The sequence below is a fragment of the Pseudomonas sp. MH10 genome (genome assembly GCF_034353045.1).
Classification (GTDB): Bacteria; Pseudomonadota; Gammaproteobacteria; order Pseudomonadales; family Pseudomonadaceae; genus Aquipseudomonas.
The window spans coordinates 2,496,181-2,512,447 of the sequence record NZ_CP133783.1 but is presented as its reverse complement, the minus strand read 5'-3'; the positions used below and the strand labels follow the sequence as shown (position 1 = coordinate 2,512,447).

Annotated in this window: 14 protein-coding genes; 13 read left to right on the top strand and 1 reads right to left on the bottom strand. The window is 56.9% G+C overall.

Translation table 11 applies throughout. The annotated features are described in order from the left end of the window. Window positions 1-69 precede the first annotated feature (69 nt). From edd to RHM59_RS11185, 10 genes are all read left to right on the top strand, one after another. Window positions 70-1,896 (top strand): phosphogluconate dehydratase, encoded by a 1,827-nt coding sequence (gene edd, locus RHM59_RS11230; RefSeq protein ID WP_322286564.1) that lies wholly within the window; start codon window positions 70-72, stop codon window positions 1,894-1,896. Further along, window positions 1,893-2,855: a glucokinase gene (locus RHM59_RS11225; protein WP_322286563.1), complete on the top strand. Its 963-nt coding sequence runs from the start codon at window positions 1,893-1,895 to the stop codon at window positions 2,853-2,855. Before edd ends, RHM59_RS11225 begins: the two co-directional genes overlap by 4 nt. A 54-nt stretch (window positions 2,856-2,909) precedes the next feature. Further along, entirely contained in the window at window positions 2,910-3,647 is a 738-nt protein-coding gene (locus tag RHM59_RS11220) for a response regulator transcription factor (protein ID WP_322167887.1), read from the top strand. Continuing rightward, on the top strand, window positions 3,637-5,100 hold the full coding sequence (locus tag RHM59_RS11215) for an ATP-binding protein (RefSeq protein ID WP_322286562.1): 1,464 nt from the start codon (window positions 3,637-3,639) through the stop codon (window positions 5,098-5,100). The genes RHM59_RS11220 and RHM59_RS11215 overlap by 11 nt, the downstream gene beginning before the upstream one ends. Before the next feature lie 279 nt (window positions 5,101-5,379). Then, a complete protein-coding gene (locus tag RHM59_RS11210) occupies window positions 5,380-6,666 on the top strand; it encodes an ABC transporter substrate-binding protein (RefSeq protein ID WP_322167889.1) in 1,287 nt (428 codons plus the stop codon). A 127-nt stretch (window positions 6,667-6,793) separates the two neighbouring features. Further along, entirely contained in the window at window positions 6,794-7,702 is a 909-nt protein-coding gene (locus RHM59_RS11205) for a sugar ABC transporter permease (protein ID WP_322167890.1), read from the top strand. Next, entirely contained in the window at window positions 7,695-8,540 is an 846-nt protein-coding gene (locus RHM59_RS11200) for a carbohydrate ABC transporter permease (RefSeq protein WP_322167891.1), read from the top strand. Before RHM59_RS11205 ends, RHM59_RS11200 begins: the two co-directional genes overlap by 8 nt. Window positions 8,541-8,543: 3 nt before the next feature. Then, the gene (locus RHM59_RS11195) at window positions 8,544-9,707 is read left to right on the top strand and encodes an ABC transporter ATP-binding protein (RefSeq protein WP_322167892.1); all 1,164 of its coding nucleotides are present in this window, start codon (window positions 8,544-8,546) and stop codon (window positions 9,705-9,707) included. Window positions 9,708-9,828: 121 nt separating this feature from the next. Next, complete coding sequence (locus RHM59_RS11190; protein WP_322167893.1) at window positions 9,829-11,178, top strand: carbohydrate porin; 1,350 nt, start codon at window positions 9,829-9,831, stop codon at window positions 11,176-11,178. Window positions 11,179-11,340: 162 nt separating this feature from the next. After that, window positions 11,341-12,195: a D-hexose-6-phosphate mutarotase gene (locus tag RHM59_RS11185; RefSeq protein ID WP_322286561.1), complete on the top strand. Its 855-nt coding sequence runs from the start codon at window positions 11,341-11,343 to the stop codon at window positions 12,193-12,195. Between the two features lie 74 nt (window positions 12,196-12,269). Here the strand turns inward: RHM59_RS11185 and RHM59_RS11180 are convergent, their stop codons facing one another. Beyond that, window positions 12,270-13,139, bottom strand: a complete 870-nt coding sequence (locus RHM59_RS11180; RefSeq protein ID WP_322167895.1) for a MurR/RpiR family transcriptional regulator — start codon at window positions 13,137-13,139, stop codon at window positions 12,270-12,272. Window positions 13,140-13,359: 220 nt separating this feature from the next. Here RHM59_RS11180 and zwf point away from each other — a divergent pair, with 220 nt between their 5' ends. From zwf to RHM59_RS11165, 3 genes are read left to right on the top strand one after another with little or no spacing between them, the layout of a single operon-like run. Then, complete coding sequence (gene zwf / locus RHM59_RS11175; RefSeq protein WP_322167896.1) at window positions 13,360-14,829, top strand: glucose-6-phosphate dehydrogenase; 1,470 nt, start codon at window positions 13,360-13,362, stop codon at window positions 14,827-14,829. Then, complete coding sequence (pgl, locus tag RHM59_RS11170) at window positions 14,816-15,529, top strand: 6-phosphogluconolactonase (RefSeq protein ID WP_322167897.1); 714 nt, start codon at window positions 14,816-14,818, stop codon at window positions 15,527-15,529. Before zwf ends, pgl begins: the two co-directional genes overlap by 14 nt. 17 nt (window positions 15,530-15,546) lie before the next feature. Continuing rightward, the gene (locus tag RHM59_RS11165; RefSeq protein WP_322286560.1) at window positions 15,547-16,221 is read left to right on the top strand and encodes a bifunctional 4-hydroxy-2-oxoglutarate aldolase/2-dehydro-3-deoxy-phosphogluconate aldolase; all 675 of its coding nucleotides are present in this window, start codon (window positions 15,547-15,549) and stop codon (window positions 16,219-16,221) included. The last annotated feature ends 46 nt before the right edge of the window (window positions 16,222-16,267 follow it).

Sequence of the window (16,267 nt, the reverse complement as noted above, 5' to 3'; positions counted from 1 at the left end):
CTAGGCCTGACGACCGAAAATTGGAATCATCTGAACGGGTCACCTATCCGCTAGCCTGGAGTTCATCACATGCATCCCCGCGTTCTTGAGGTAACTGAGCGGCTAATTGCCCGTAGTCGTGCGACACGTGAGCGCTATCTGCACATGATCCATGGCGCAGCCAGCGATGGCCCAATGCGCGGCAAACTGCAATGTGCCAACTTCGCCCACGGCGTGGCCGGTTGCGGCACCGAAGACAAACAAAGCCTGAAAATGATGAACGCCGCCAACGTGGCCATCGTTTCGTCTTACAACGACATGCTTTCGGCGCACCAGCCGTACCAGCATTACCCGGAGCAGATCAAACAAGCCCTGCGCGAAATCGGCTCGGTGGGTCAGTTCGCCGGCGGGGTTCCCGCCATGTGCGATGGCGTTACCCAGGGCGAACCGGGCATGGAGCTGGGCATTGCCAGCCGTGAAGTGATCGCCATGTCGACAGCCATCGCGTTGTCGCACAACATGTTCGATGCCACACTGTGCCTCGGAATTTGCGACAAAATCGTGCCGGGCTTGTTGATGGGCGCTTTGCGCTTTGGTCATCTGCCCACCTTGTTCGTACCGGGCGGTCCGATGCCGTCGGGCATATCCAACAAGGAAAAAGCCGACGTTCGCCAGCGCTATGCAGAGGGTAAAGCTACCCGCGAAGAGCTGTTGGAAACGGAGATGAAGTCGTACCACAGCCCTGGCACCTGCACCTTTTACGGCACCGCCAATACCAACCAATTGCTGATGGAAGTCATGGGCCTGCATTTGCCGGGCGCATCCTTCGTCAATCCCTACACCCCGTTACGCGATGCACTGACCCGCGAAGCGGCGCACCAAGTCACTCGGTTGACCAAGCAAAGCGGGCAGTTCATGCCGCTGGGCGAAATTGTCGACGAGCGCTCGCTGGTGAACTCGATTGTGGCGCTGCACGCGACGGGCGGCTCGACCAATCACACGCTGCACATGCCCGCCATCGCCATGGCCGCCGGGATCATTTTGACCTGGCAAGACATGGCCGATTTGTCAGACGTGGTGCCGACCCTGACCCACGTTTATCCAAACGGTAAAGCGGATATCAACCACTTCCAGGCGGCCGGTGGAATGTCGTTCCTGATCCGTGAATTGCTGGAAGCCGGTTTGTTGCACGAAAACGTCAACACCGTCGCCGGGTTCGGCCTGAGCCGTTACACCCAGGAGCCGTTCCTCGAAAATGGCACGCTGGTATGGCGCGACGGTCCGATCGAAAGCCTCGATCAAGACATTTTGCGTCCAGTCGCTCGGCCTTTCTCGGCCGAGGGCGGCTTGCGCGTGATGGAAGGTAACCTCGGCCGGGGGGTGATGAAAGTGTCTGCGGTCGCCGCTGAACATCAAATCGTCGAAGCGCCAGCGCTGGTGTTTCAGGATCAGCAAGACTTGGCGGACGCATTCAAGGCCGGCCAGTTGGAACGTGATTTCATTGCGGTTATGCGGTTCCAGGGGCCGCGCTCCAACGGCATGCCAGAACTGCACAAAATGACGCCGTTCCTTGGTGTGCTGCAGGACCGAGGTTTCAAAGTGGCATTGGTCACTGACGGGCGTATGTCCGGCGCGTCCGGTAAGATCCCGGCAGCGATCCACGTCTGCCCTGAAGCGTTCGACGGTGGACCGCTGGCGCTGATTCGTGACGGAGACATTATCCGTCTCGACGGCGTTAAGGGTACATTGCACGTTCTGGTGGATCCGGCAGAACTGGCCGCCCGAGAACCTGCAATCGGTCTGCTCGACAACGGTGTCGGGTGTGGACGCGAACTGTTTGGCTTCATGCGCATGGCCTTTAGCTCGGCAGAGCAAGGGGCAAGCGCCTTTACCTCAAGTCTGGAGACGCTTAAGTGAAATTGGCTTTGGTGGGTGATATCGGCGGCACTAATGCGCGTTTTGCCATCTGGGAAGACGATACGTTGCATTCGGTCCGGGTGTTCCCGACCATCGATTACGCCAGCCCGGAAAAGGCCCTTGAGGTTTACCTCGAGGACTTGGACCTGCATCCGGGTGAAGTCGGCTCCGTTTGCCTGGCCGTTGCCGGACCGGTGGGCGGCGACGAATTTCATTTCACCAACAGCCACTGGCGCATCAGCCGTTCGGAATTCTGCGCTCATCTCAAGGTCGATAACCTGCTGATGGTTAACGACTTCACCGCGATGGCGCTGGGCATGACGCGCTTGAAAGACGACGAGTACCTGACGGTGTGCCACGGCATACCGGAAGAGGGGCGTCCCCGGGTAGTGATCGGCCCCGGAACCGGATTAGGCGTCGGCACGTTGATCGGTCTGGCGGATAACCACTGGTTGGCATTGCCAGGTGAAGGAGGGCACGTCGATCTTCCGCTGGGTACCCCTCGGGAAGCGCAGATCTGGGCGCGGTTGATGACCGAACACGAACACGTCAGTGCTGAAACCATACTCAGCGGTGCGGGTCTATTATTGCTTTATAAAACAAGCTGCTCGCTGGATAACCTCGAACCCACGCTCAAGTCACCGGCGGCTATTACCTCGGCGGCCGTGGCAGGCGATCCGATAGCGGCTGCGGTGCTGGAACAGTTCTGTTGCTGGTTGGGTCGCGTGGCGGGCAATAATGTATTGACCGTTGGGGGGCGCGGCGGTGTCTACATCTGCGGTGGTGTCATACCGCGCTTCTCTGATTTTTTCATGGCCAGTGGTTTTGCCCGATCGTTCGCTGAAAAGGGTTTGATGAAGGATTACTTCAACGGCGTACCGGTGTGGCTGGTAACAGCTGAGTATCCAGGGCTTATGGGTGCTGGAGTAGCATTGCAGCAAGCATTTGGTCAGGTTTAACTCACCCGGCCTCAACTATAAGAAACAGGTTTCATTGATAACAAGGACGCCCTCGTGAGTTCAGTCAGTAAATCAATTTTGCTGGTCGACGACGACCAGGAAATTTGTGAATTGCTGCAAACCTATTTGAGTCGTTGTGGCTTTGTTGTGCGCACCGTTGGCGATGGTGCCAGTTTTCGCCAGGCGCTCAACGATGAGCCCAGCGATCTGGTCATCCTCGATGTGATGCTGCCCGACGAAGACGGCTTCAGCCTGTGCCGTTGGGTGCGGCAACATCCGCGCTATGCCCAAGTCCCCATCATTATGCTTACCGCCAGTTCCGACGAAGCCGACCGGGTGATCGGTCTGGAATTGGGCGCCGATGACTATCTGGGTAAACCGTTCAGCCCGCGTGAATTGCAGGCGCGCATCAAGGCGTTATTGCGCCGCGCGCAGTTTGGTCATGAACGGGTCAGCGGCGACGTGTTGGTGTTCGATGACTGGCGGTTGGACATGGTCAGCCATCGACTGTTTCACCGTGACGGTGAAGAAGTCATCCTCTCCGGGGCAGATTTTGCGCTGCTCAAATTGTTCCTGGATAACCCGCAACAAATTCTTGATCGCGACACCATCGGCAATGCCACCCGTGGCCGCGAGTTGATGCCGCTGGAGCGTATCGTCGACATGGCGGTGAGTCGTCTGCGTCAGCGCTTGCGCGATACCGGCAAAGCGCCGCGTCTGATCCGTACCGTGCGCGGCAGCGGGTATTTGTTGGCGGCGAACGTGACCTTCCAGGCCAGCAATGGCTACTGACACCAAGCGCTGGCGTTTTCCGATGCCACGCTCGCTGCTCGGTCGCATGTTGCTGCTGACGTTGCTGGTGGTGTTGTTGGCGCAAGGGCTGTCCAGTGTCATTTGGGTCTCGCAGTTGCGCGCAACGCAAATGGAAGGCCTGATCACCAGTGCGCGTAGCCTCGCCCACTCCATGGCCGCCAGCGTCAGTTACTTTCGTTCGCTGCCGGTTGCCTATCGCCCGCTGGTGCTTGATCAACTGCGTAGCATGGGCGGCACCCGATTTGTCGTCTCCCTCAACGATAAACCCCTGGAAATGGAAGTCCTTGGTCCCACGCCGCGTAAGGACGCGGTGTTGACCGCCGTCGAAGAAGTGCTGCGGCAACATTTGGGCAGCGAACCGACGATTTCGGTGACCTTTGTACGACCTGAAGATCTAAGGATTTTCAATGGCGGGCTTAAACTCGATGAATTGCCCCGTTCGTGGGCGCATTACGCGTTGAGCCTGGAGCCGATCAATCCGCCGGTGCTGGTCACGCAAATCGAGTTGTCACCCGGCGAATGGTTGTACATCGCGTCGTTGTTGCCCGAACCCTATACCACGCTTGAAGAACAGAATCTGCCGACGCAGCAGGTGTGGTTCATTGGATTGACCAGTAGTTTTCTGCTGCTGTTTATTGGCCTGTTGGTGCATTGGCAGAGTCGGCCACTCAAACGGTTGGCACGGGCTGCGCGGGAGATGTCATTGGGGACGGTGGTCGAGCCGGTGATCGAGGGCGGCGGCAGTGAAGTGGTTGAAGTCAGCCGGGCATTCAACGCCATGCGCGAACGCATCAGCCGTTACCTGTCCGAACGTAGCCAATTGTTCAGCGCCATTTCCCATGACTTGCGAACGCCTATTACTCGACTGCGGTTACGGGTTGAACTGCTGGAAGACGAAAGTGTTCAGGCTAAGTTCAGCCGAGACCTTGATGAGCTGGAACTGCTGGTCAAAGGTGCCCTGCAATGCGTGAAAGACACCGATATTCACGAAAACATCGAACCGGTGGACCTCAATCATGTGTTGGATTGCTTGGTCGAACCCTACGTCTCGCCGGCCGGTAATGGCCGCGTGACCCAGCAGGGTCAAGCGGGTGCACTGTTCTTGGGCAAACCGCTGGCGCTCAAGCGTTGCATGGGTAACCTGATCGACAACGCCCTCAAGTACGGACAAAGGGCGCACCTGCACGTGACCGACGACATCAATGCGTTTGTCCTGCACGTCGACGACGAAGGCCCCGGTGTACCGGAGCAACGCCTTGAACAAGTATTCGAACCGCACTTCCGTTTAGCCAACAAGCAACAGCAAGGCTATGGGCTGGGATTGGGTATCGCCCGCAACATCGCCCACAGCCATGGCGGTGAAGTCAGCCTGCAAAACCTGCGCGAAGGCGGCCTGCGGGTGACGTTGCGCTTACCTCGGACGGTTGATTGATCAATATCTGCTTCCCTGAATTCTGTGGGAGCGAATTCATTCGCGAATGGTTTGACGCGATACGTCTGATTGACCGCTTCCCGAATGAATTCGGTCCCACAGAATCTTCGGCGTCTCCCGCGAGCCCCCATAGACCGGCTTGTACCATTTTGTGTGAATGTAACCACTCTGTGACCATTGCGCGTCCCTTCGTTACGGTGTTGCCTAATCCCTTGGTTAGAATCCATGCAGCGCAAGCACCAGACTTGCTCATGCATAACAACAAGAAAAGGTAATCAGATGAATTCAATTTCCCGCCTCGCCGTCGTCATTTCTCTCGCCTCGTTGTTCCCTCTGAGTGCTCAAGCTGCTGATTCCAAAGGTACCGTTGAAGTGGTGCATTGGTGGACCTCTGGTGGCGAAAAAGCTGCGGTCGATGTGTTGAAAGCCCAAGTTGAAAAAGATGGTTTCACCTGGAAAGACGGCGCTGTGGCGGGTGGTGGCGGTTCCACTGCCATGACTGTGCTGAAAAGTCGCGCGGTCGCCGGTAATCCGCCGGGCGCTGCCCAGATCAAGGGCCCGGATATTCAGGAGTGGGCCTCTACCGGGTTACTGGATACCGACGTCCTGAAAGACGTGGCCAAAGAAGAGAAATGGGACAGCCTGCTGGACAAGAAAGTGTCCGACACAGTGAAGTACGAAGGTAACTACGTGGCCGTTCCGGTGAACATTCACCGTGTGAATTGGCTGTGGATCAACCCCGAAGTCTTCAAGAAAGCCGGTATCGCTAAAGCCCCTACCACCCTCGAAGAATTCTACGCCGCCGGTGACAAGCTCAAGGCTGCCGGCTTCATCGCCTTGGCTCACGGTGGTCAACCATGGCAGGACAGCACCGTTTTTGAAGACGTCGTGCTCTCGGTCATGGGTGCTGATGGCTTCAAGAAAGCGTTCGTCGATCTCGACCCGGCAACCCTCACCGGCCCGGCAATGGTCAAGTCTTTCACTGAACTGAAGAAAGTCGCCACCTACATGGACCCTAACCGTGCGGGCCGTGACTGGAACCTCGCGGCTGCCGACGTTATCAATGGCAAGGCCGGTATGCAGATGATGGGCGACTGGGCCAAAAGTGAATGGACGGCGGCGCATAAGGTCGCGGGCAAGGATTATCAGTGCGTTCCGTTCCCCGGCACCGAGCATTCCTTCACCTACAACATCGATTCCCTTGCCATGTTCAAGCAAAAGGACAAGGGCACAACTGCAGCTCAACAGGACTTGGCGAAGGTCGCGTTGGGTGAAAACTTCCAGAAAGTCTTCAGCATCAACAAAGGCTCAATCCCGGTTCGTCTCGACATGCTGAACGACATGAGCAAGTACGGTTTTGACTCTTGTGCCCAAACGGCCGCCAAAGACTTCCTGGCTGACGCGAAAACCGGCGGTCTGCAGCCGAGCATGGCGCACAACATGGCGACTACGCTGGCTGTACAAGGCGCGATTTTCGATGTGGTCACCAACTACATCAATGACCCTAAAGCCGATCCTGCGAAAGCAGCGACCCAATTGGCGTCTGCAATCAAATCGGCCAAATAAGCTGTTGAATCCAACCACCGCTGGTTCGCCAGCGGTTAACCCCAGCCGCAGTTCGTGCTGATGAAACCGAGTTTGGTTTCAGGCCCGGCTGCGAACTGGAATTGATGTGTCTGACGTGGGTTTTTCGATGAGTTCTGTCGCTGTGATCAGCAAAGCCTCGCCGCTCGACGTGCTTCAACGCTGGTTACCGAAGTTGGTGCTGGCGCCGAGCATGTTCGTCGTATTGGTCGGCTTTTACGGTTATATCCTGTGGACGTTTGTGTTGTCGTTCACCACCTCTACCTTTCTGCCTTCCTATACATGGGCCGGATTGGCTCAGTACGCGCGCCTGTTCGATAACGATCGCTGGTGGGTTGCGAGTAAAAACCTGGCTGTATTTGGCAGCATGTTCATTGCCATTAGTCTGGTGGTTGGCGTTGTGTTGGCGGTATTCCTTGATCAGCGCATTCGCCGTGAAGGGTTTATTCGCACTATTTATCTTTACCCGATGGCGCTCTCGATGATCGTCACCGGTACCGCTTGGAAATGGCTGCTCAATCCCGGCATGGGCCTGGATAAAATGCTGCGGGACTGGGGTTGGGAAGGCTTTCGGCTGGACTGGTTGGTTGATCCGAATCGCGTGGTTTATTGCCTGGTCATTGCAGCGGTCTGGCAGGCGTCGGGCTTCATCATGGCGATGTTCCTCGCCGGATTACGCGGCGTCGATCAATCGATCATTCGGGCTGCGCAGATTGATGGCGCCAGCTTGCCGCACATCTACCTGAAAGTCGTTCTGCCAAGCCTGCGTCCGGTGTTCTTCAGCGCCGTGATGATCCTGGCGCACATCGCTATCAAGAGCTTTGACCTGGTAGCCGCGATGACCGCCGGTGGTCCCGGTTATTCCTCTGACCTGCCAGCGATGTTTATGTATTCGTTCACGTTCAGTCGCGGCCAAATGGGCATGGGCTCTGCCAGTGCGATGCTGATGCTCGGGGCGATTCTCGCCATCGTGGTGCCTTATCTGTATTCCGAATTGAGGGCCAAGCGCGATGAGTAGTCTGGCGAATAAACCATCTCTGAGTCTTAGCAGGATCGCGATTCACGCGGTCCTGATTTTTGCATGTTTGCTGTACCTGGTGCCTTTGGTAGTGATGTTGCTGACCAGCTTCAAAACACCAGAAGACATCAGTAACGGCAACTTGTTGAGTTGGCCAACCGTGGTGACTGCCATTGGCTGGGTCAAAGCCTGGGCGACTGTGGATGGCTATTTCTGGAACTCGATCAAAATCACCGTTCCGGCGGTGTTGATCTCTACGGCCATTGGTGCGCTGAACGGTTACGTACTGTCGATGTGGCGCTTTCGCGGTTCGCAATTGTTTTTCGGCTTATTGCTGTTCGGTTGCTTTCTGCCATTCCAGACCGTACTGCTGCCGGCGTCCTTTACCCTCGGGAAAATGGGCCTGGCCAGCACCACCACTGGGCTGGTGATCGTACACATCGTCTATGGCCTGGCCTTCACCACGCTGTTCTTCCGCAACTACTACGTGAGCATCCCGGATGCGCTGGTCAAGGCCGCGCGGCTTGACGGCGCCGGTTTTTTTACTATTTTCATGAAGATCATCCTGCCGATGTCGACGCCGATCATCATGGTCTGCCTGATCTGGCAATCCACTCAAATCTGGAATGACTTCCTGTTTGGTGTGGTGTTCTCCAGCGGCGATTCGCAACCGATCACCGTGGCGCTGAATAACCTGGTCAACACCAGCACCGGCGCCAAGGAATATAACGTCGATATGGCCGCTGCGATGATCGCCGGCCTGCCAACGCTGTTGGTGTACATCGTCGCTGGCAAGTATTTCGTGCGTGGCCTGACGGCCGGCGCGGTCAAGGGGTAAGGCATGGCAACTCTAGAATTACGTAACGTCAACAAGACCTACGGCAGCGGTTTGCCGGACACCTTGAAAAATATCGAGCTGAAGATCAATGACGGCGAGTTTTTGATCCTGGTGGGTCCGTCCGGCTGCGGTAAATCGACGTTGATGAATTGCATCGCCGGGCTGGAAAGCATCAGTGGCGGGTCGATTTTGATCGACGATGCTGACATCAGCGGCATGAGCCCCAAGGATCGTGACATCGCGATGGTGTTCCAGTCCTACGCGCTGTATCCAACCATGACCGTACGCGAAAACATTTCCTTTGGTCTGAAGATCCGCAAAATGTCCCCCGCGGCGATCGAGGAAGAGGTCGCCCGGGTGTCCAAACTGCTGCAAATCGAGCACTTGCTTAACCGCAAACCTGGGCAGCTGTCTGGCGGCCAACAACAGCGTGTGGCCATGGGTCGTGCCTTGGCGCGTCGGCCTAAAATCAATCTGTTCGATGAGCCGCTGTCCAACCTCGACGCCAAGTTGCGGGTTGAGATGCGCACCGAAATGAAATTGATGCACCAGCGCAACAAGACCACCACCGTTTACGTTACCCACGACCAGATTGAAGCCATGACCTTGGGCGATAAAGTCGCCGTGATGAAAGACGGGATAATCCAGCAGTTCGGTACGCCGCAGCAGATCTATAACGATCCGGCCAACTTGTTCGTGGCAAGCTTTATCGGGTCGCCACCCATGAACTTCATCCCATTGCGTCTTCAGCGCAAAGACGGACGCCTGTTGGCGCTATTGGACAGCGGGCAAGCACGCTGCGAACTGCCGTTGTCCATGCTCGACGCAGGGCTTGAGGATCGTGAAGTGATTCTCGGCATGCGCCCGGAGCAGATCGTTCTGGCGCCCGTTGAAGCCAATGGGTTACCGACTATTCGCGCTGAAGTTCAGGTCACCGAGCCAACCGGGCCTGACACCCTGGTATTCGTTTTGCTGAATGGCAGCAAGGTCTGCTGCCGCCTGGCACCCGATGTCGCACCGCAGGTGGGCGAGTCGCTGACCTTGCAGTTCGATCCGTCCAAAGTCCTGCTGTTCGACGCCAAGAGCGGTGAACGTTTGGGTGTCTTGGGAAAGCCACAACCCACTGAGCGTGTGGGTAATGTCACACAGATAAACCGTAGCCAGTGACGGCTGCTTGAGCACAGTTGGTTGATCGATTCTGCCGTGAAGGGCGGTCGGCCAGCAATACGGAGCAAATGCTGCAGACCACGTACTAACAAGCTAATAAAAATAAAATGAGGATTTAGGGATGAAAAAGCAACGCAACAACACCCGTTTGCTCTGCAAGCTGACAGCGGTTGCAGCGCTGGTTCTTTCTGCCAACGCGATGGCAGACGAGGCTTTCAGCGCCGATTCCAAATGGATGACTGGCGACTGGGGCGGCGAGCGGACCAAGCTGATCGAGCAGGGTATCGACATCAAGGCGGACTACGTCGGTGAAGTAGGCGGCAACCTGAGCGGTGGCTACAACAACGACAAGACCGCGCGTTACTCTGACCAGTTTGGTCTGGGCGTCGCGTTAGACCTGCAAAAGCTGGTGGGCTGGAATAACACCCAGGCCAAGATCCAGCTGACCAATCGTAATGGTCAAAACATCTCCAATGACCGTGTTGGCGATCCGCGTGCTGGCACTTTGAGTTCTTCCCAAGAAGTTTACGGCCGTGGCCACATGGTGCGTCTGACCCAATTGTGGATTCAGCATCAGTTCCTCGACAACAAGCTGGACATCAAAGCCGGTTACTTCGGTGAAGGTGAAGACTTCAACACGTTCCCTTGCGAATTCCAGAACCTGGCGTTCTGCGGTTCTCAAGCGGGTAACTGGGCGACGAACATTTGGTACAACTGGCCAGTCATGCAGGCCGCTTTGCGCGTGAAGTACAACATTACCCCTGAGTTTTATGCTCAGATCGGTGTGTACGACCAGAACCCATCGCAGTTGGAACACGGCAACGGCTTCAAGCTCAGCGGCAGTGGGACCAAGGGTGCCCTCATACCGGTCGAACTGGTCTGGTCGCCGAACCCCAACGGTCTGCCGGGCGAGTACCGTGTGGGTTACTACAAGAGCTCAGCCAACGCCAATGACGTTCTTGAGGACGACAACGGCAATAACGCAGCGACCACCGGTAACAGCTACAAAGTTCACAGCAGCAAGCACGGCTACTGGGGCGTAATACAACAGCAACTCACCACCCACAACGGCGACCCTACTCGCGGTCTGCAAGTCGCGGCCAACGTAACGTTCCACGACAAGGACACCAACTTCATCGACAACTATCAGTCGCTGATGTTTGTGTACAAAGGGCCGTTCGATATGCGTCCGAAGGATGACATGGGGATCGGTTTTGCGCGTATCCATGTTAACGATGACGTGAAGAAAAACGCCGAGTTGCTCAATGCCAGCAATGGCGTCACCGACTACGACAATCCGTTGTACGCCCCGCTGCGCAGCACCGAGTACAACTACGAACTCAACTACGGCTTTCACGTGACCAACTGGTTGACCGTGCGTCCTAACCTGCAATACATCACCCACCCAGGTGGCGTGGACAAAGTTGACAACGCGGTTGTGGCTGGCCTGAAAATTCAGACGGTGTTCTAACGCTGTTGCGATGAGCTGCTCCTCTCTGCGTCCATCTTGCGGATAGCCATGGCTATCCGCTTTTTTTTGGGAAACCGTGCAGAAACTGGGGTGGCAGCGGGCAAGCCTGCTACCACCTCTTCACCAAAGGTTTGGGCGACATGATTTTCAGGACTGTGGCATATGCTTGAGCACCCGCTACAGCGTTTTTTTACCTCGTCGCGGGCCAGGCCAACGTTTCAATGGGAACGTTATCAACAGCGTGATGTGTTGCTGATTGATCACCCTCGGTGCCAAGCGGTATTCAGTCGCCAAGGCGGGCAGTTACTGCACTTTCAACCTCGTGGTCAGCACCCCTGGCTTTGGTGCGCTGCGCATTGGCCGCAGGTCGGCGCTATCCGTGGCGGCGTGCCGATTTGCTGGCCTTGGTATGGTCGCCATCCCGCCGAGGGTGTGTGGCCCTCCCATGGCTGGGCACGGTTGCTGGATTGGAAACTGATCGACAGCACCGAAGACGAGGCAGGCGTTCATCTGCAGTGGCGCTTGAAGTTGTGGGATTGGCAGGTCGATCTTCACGCCGACTTGGGTCAAGGTATGGAGCTGCGCTTGAGCACCCAGCACCAAGACACCGAACCCTGTCTGTTCAGCCACGCCTTGCACGCTTACTGGCGCATCAGCGATGTGGCCGATGTGGCCCTGGGCGGGCTCGATGGCGCCCGTGGCTACGATCAACTGAATCGAAAGGCCTGCCTGCAAAAAGGCGAACTGCGGGTCGATGGCGGCTGTCAGCGAGTGTTCAGCCATGCCGGTGAGTTACAGCTTCAAGACCAAGCGTGGCAGCGCAACTTATGCATCGACACCAGTGACAGCACCAGCACCGTCGTCTGGCACCCCGGCAATCGGCCGCTAATGGGCGTCGGTGGTAACGAAGCGCTGGGTTTCGTCTGCGTCGAAGCCGCGTCAGGAGGCTCCAACAGCCTGAGCCTGGCACCGGGGGAGCAAGCGCATTTGAGCTTGCAGGCGCGGTCGGTGCTTTGAACCGATCGCGGGCAAGCGCGCTCCTACAATTGATCAGTGTTTGCTGTGCGACAGCGCGGCGGACCTCCCAAATGCTAGATCAACTCATCATCAATCGGGTACCGGCTCGCATTCAGGCTTGCTTTGATCTTGCGCAAATGCGGTTGGAAATCCACGCCTCGGCGCAGGGTCATGCCGGTTGCCAAGACATCGAGCACCGTGAGCTGGATGATCCGCGAAGTCATGGGCATATAGATGTCGGTGTCTTCGGGCAACGGAATGTTCAGGCTCAAGGTGCTGGCCTTGGCCAGTGGTGAACCCTCGGCAGTCAGTCCCAATACCGATGCGCCGTTCTCGCGGGCGATGCGCGCCACTTCGACAAGCTCCCGGGTACGCCCGGTGTAGGAAATGATCACGAACAACTCACCGGTATGGGCCACGGAGGCGATCATGCGTTGCATCAGCACGTCGGCGTGGGCGGTGACGGCCAAGTTAAAGCGAAAGAACTTGTGTTGCGCATCGAGCGCTACCGGGGCCGAGGCGCCGAGGCCGAAGAAGTGAATTTGCCGGGCCTGAATCAACAGGTCCACGGCTTTGCTGATCAGGTTCGGATCAAGTTGTTGCAGGGCGCTGTCCAGCGAGGCGATGGCGCTGCCGAAGATCTTCCGGGTGTAAGCCTCGGGAACATCGTCAGCTTCCACGGCGCGACTGACGTACGCCGCACCGCTGGCCAGGCTTTGCGCCAGTTGCAGTTTCAATTCGGGGTAGCCGCTGACGCCAAACGAGCGGCAGAAGCGGTTGACGGTGGGCTCGCTGACCTTCGCGGCCTGTGCCAGCGCAGCGATGCTCAACCGCGTTGCTTGTTGCGGGTTGAGCAAGATCACCTCGGCGACCTTGCGCTCAGCCTTGTTCAAATCGTCAAGCCGACCCTGAATGTGCTCCAGGAGATTACGCGTGCGGTCCATTTAATATCCTTGTCTGGCCAGCGTCAGACGGGCCTGATGGCTGCCTGTCATCGAGAGTCTTCCAAGTGCGGGCAAAGGTGGCCTATCGTACTGATGGGCCTCGTCGATCACCACTGGAATCTGGTTTTTGACGAAATGTTGTGGTTATTACTACATTTGGCCTTGAGTCCTGCCTTTAAAAAAGGTATTTGTAGCCTAACTTGATAAAAGAACAAACATTATGCCTCTGATAACGGTTGAACCGTGCACCTTTGCCTTGTTTGGCGCCGTGGGCGACTTGGCGTTGCGCAAGCTGTTTCCTGCTCTGTATCAACTGGACCAAGCCGGACTGCTGCACGCGGACACGCGCATTTTGGCGCTGGCCCGTGAACCTGGCGACGAACAGCACCATTTGGCGAACATCGACAGTCACCTGCGCCGCTTCGTGCCGGCAGCAGAATTGAACGAAGAAGTGGTCAGCCGTTTTCAGGCGCGTTTGAGCTACCTGCACGTCGACTTTCTCAAGGCTGACGATTATGTCGCACTGGCCGAACGGGTGGGCAACGCCGAGACGATGATCGCTTATTTCGCCACGCCGGCTTCGGTCTATGGCGCGATCTGCGAGAACCTAGCCTCGGTGAACTTGACTGGGCGCACCCGTGCGGTGCTTGAAAAACCGATCGGTCACGACCTGGCTTCTTCGCGTCGGGTCAACGACGCGGTGGCGCAGTATTTCCCGGAAAACCGCGTCTACCGGATCGACCATTACCTAGGCAAAGAAACGGTTCAGAACCTCATTGCCCTGCGGTTCGCCAACAGCTTGTTCGAAACCCAGTGGAACCAGAATCACATTTCCCACGTGGAAATTACGGTGGCGGAGCAGGTCGGGATTGAAGGCCGTTGGGGCTATTTCGATCAGGCCGGGCAGCTGCGCGACATGATCCAGAACCATTTGCTGCAACTGCTTTGCCTGATTGCCATGGACCCGCCAAGCGACCTGTCTGCCGACAGTATTCGTGACGAGAAGGTCAAAGTGCTCAAGGCCTTGGTACCGTTCACCGCAGAACGCCTCGCAACTCAAGTCGTACGCGGTCAGTACATCGCCGGTTACAGCGAAGGCAAATCGGTACCGGGTTACCTCGAAGAAGAGAACTCCAATACCCAGAGCGACACAGAAACCTTTGTTGCCCTGCGCGCTGATATTCGTAACTGGCGCTGGTCCGGCGTGCCGTTTTACTTGCGTACTGGTAAACGCATGCCGCAAAAATTGTCACAGATCGTGATCCATTTCAAAGAACCGCCGCACTATATTTTTGCCCCTGAACAACGGATGCAGATCAGCAACAAATTGATCATTCGCTTGCAGCCTGATGAAGGCATTTCCTTGCAGGTCATGACCAAAGATCAGGGTTTGGACAAGGGCATGCAGTTACGCAGCGGTCCTTTGAAACTGGATTTTTCCGACACCTATCGCAGCGCGCGGACCCCCGATGCCTACGAACGGTTATTGCTGGAAATCATGCGAGGCAACCAGAACCTGTTTGTCCGTAAAGATGAAATTGAGTCCGCATGGCAATGGTGTGACCAACTGATCGCAGGCTGGAAAAAGGCGGGCGATGCGCCCAAGCCATACGCCGCCGGATCCTGGGGGCCAATGAGCTCCATTGCCTTGATTACTCGCGATGGGAGGGCATGGTATGGCGATATATGAACTTGGACTGCCAGTGGGCCTTGTTGCCCACGAGTTCACAAAGCCGGCGCAATTGGCTAATGAATTGGCCGCTGCGGTGGCTGAGCAGTTAATCAATGCAATTGCGGCCAATGGCGTAGCCACCTTGGTGGTGTCAGGAGGGCGCAGCCCGGTGGCGTTCTTTCAGAGCCTGGCCGCGCACGTGCTGGACTGGTCGAAAGTGGTAATCAGCCTTGCGGATGAACGCTGGGTACCGGTGGAACACCCGGACAGTAACGCCGGCTTGCTCAAGCGCTATTTATTGCAAGGTCCGGTCGCCAAGGCGCGCTTTGTCGGCTTGTACAGCGCCGCAGCGAATCTGGAAGAGGCAGCGCAGGCCGCTGACCTGGCGCTGGCAGAGCTGCCAGCAATTGATGTGCTGGTGTTAGGCATGGGCGATGACGGCCATACCGCGTCGCTGTTCCCGAACAGCCCGAACTTGCGTGACGCACTAAACCTTGATGGTCAGCGCCGTTGCTTGCCAATGCTGGCGCCGACGGTACCGCATCAGCGATTGACCCTGACTCGCCAATTGTTGGCGTCGGCCCGTCTGCCGATTCTGTCCATTTCCGGGCAGGCCAAACTCGACACGTTGCGCACGGCGTTGGCGGGCGATGACCTCGCTCAAATGCCGATCCGTGCCTTCCTCAACTCCTCGTTAGAGATTTACTGGTGCCCATAAGCAAAGGATCCGCCGCCATGAAGCCAATCGAAAGCAACCTGCCGCTCAATAGCATGGCGAACAAGATTGCCAAAATCGACGAACTCTGCGCTAAAGCGAAGATTTTGCCGGTAATTACTATCGCTCGCGAACAAGACATTCTGCCGTTGGCGGATGCCTTGGCCGCTGGCGGTTTGACCACGCTGGAAGTGACTCTGCGTTCAGCGTTTGGCCTGACCGCGATTCGCGTTTTGCGTGAGCAGCGACCGGAATTGTGTGTCGGTGCCGGCACCATTTTGGACCGTAAGATGCTGGCAGACGCAGAGGCTGCCGGTGCGCAATTTATTGTCACTCCCGGCTGCACTCATGATTTGCTGTTGGCAGGCACCGAATCTGAGCTGCCCCTGTTGCCTGGCATCAGCAGCGCGTCAGAAATCATGGTCGGCTATGCCTTGGGCTACCGCCGCTTCAAACTGTTCCCGGCGGAGATCAGTGGTGGCGTTGCAGCCATCAAAGCCCTCGGTGGCCCGTTTGTCGACGTACGCTTTTGCCCGACTGGCGGCGTTAGCCCCGCCAACCTGCAAAGCTACATGGCCTTGCCTAACGTGATGTGCGTTGGCGGATCGTGGATGCTCGACAACGCCTGGATCAAAAACGGTGATTGGGCCCGTGTTCAAGCGGCCAGTGCCGAGGCGTTAGCGTTGTTCGGTTAATTATTCATTACGGGTGGTTGTTGTACGGTTTTTCACGGGGTGCCTT

What these genes read in the sequence shown, in the direction of transcription:
- edd (WP_322286564.1), top strand. Translation starts at nt 70, where the DNA reads ATGCATCCCCGCGTTCTTGAGGTAACTGAGCGGCTAATTGCCCGTAGT.
- RHM59_RS11215 (WP_322286562.1), top strand. Translation starts at nt 3,637, where the DNA reads ATGGCTACTGACACCAAGCGCTGGCGTTTTCCGATGCCACGCTCGCTG.
- RHM59_RS11210 (WP_322167889.1), top strand. Translation starts at nt 5,380, where the DNA reads ATGAATTCAATTTCCCGCCTCGCCGTCGTCATTTCTCTCGCCTCGTTG.
- RHM59_RS11205 (WP_322167890.1), top strand. Translation starts at nt 6,794, where the DNA reads ATGAGTTCTGTCGCTGTGATCAGCAAAGCCTCGCCGCTCGACGTGCTT.
- RHM59_RS11200 (WP_322167891.1), top strand. Translation starts at nt 7,695, where the DNA reads ATGAGTAGTCTGGCGAATAAACCATCTCTGAGTCTTAGCAGGATCGCG.
- RHM59_RS11195 (WP_322167892.1), top strand. Translation starts at nt 8,544, where the DNA reads ATGGCAACTCTAGAATTACGTAACGTCAACAAGACCTACGGCAGCGGT.
- RHM59_RS11190 (WP_322167893.1), top strand. Translation starts at nt 9,829, where the DNA reads ATGAAAAAGCAACGCAACAACACCCGTTTGCTCTGCAAGCTGACAGCG.
- RHM59_RS11185 (WP_322286561.1), top strand. Translation starts at nt 11,341, where the DNA reads ATGCTTGAGCACCCGCTACAGCGTTTTTTTACCTCGTCGCGGGCCAGG.
- RHM59_RS11180 (WP_322167895.1), bottom strand. Translation starts at nt 13,139, where the DNA reads ATGGACCGCACGCGTAATCTCCTGGAGCACATTCAGGGTCGGCTTGAC.
- zwf (WP_322167896.1), top strand. Translation starts at nt 13,360, where the DNA reads ATGCCTCTGATAACGGTTGAACCGTGCACCTTTGCCTTGTTTGGCGCC.
- pgl (WP_322167897.1), top strand. Translation starts at nt 14,816, where the DNA reads ATGGCGATATATGAACTTGGACTGCCAGTGGGCCTTGTTGCCCACGAG.
- RHM59_RS11165 (WP_322286560.1), top strand. Translation starts at nt 15,547, where the DNA reads ATGAAGCCAATCGAAAGCAACCTGCCGCTCAATAGCATGGCGAACAAG.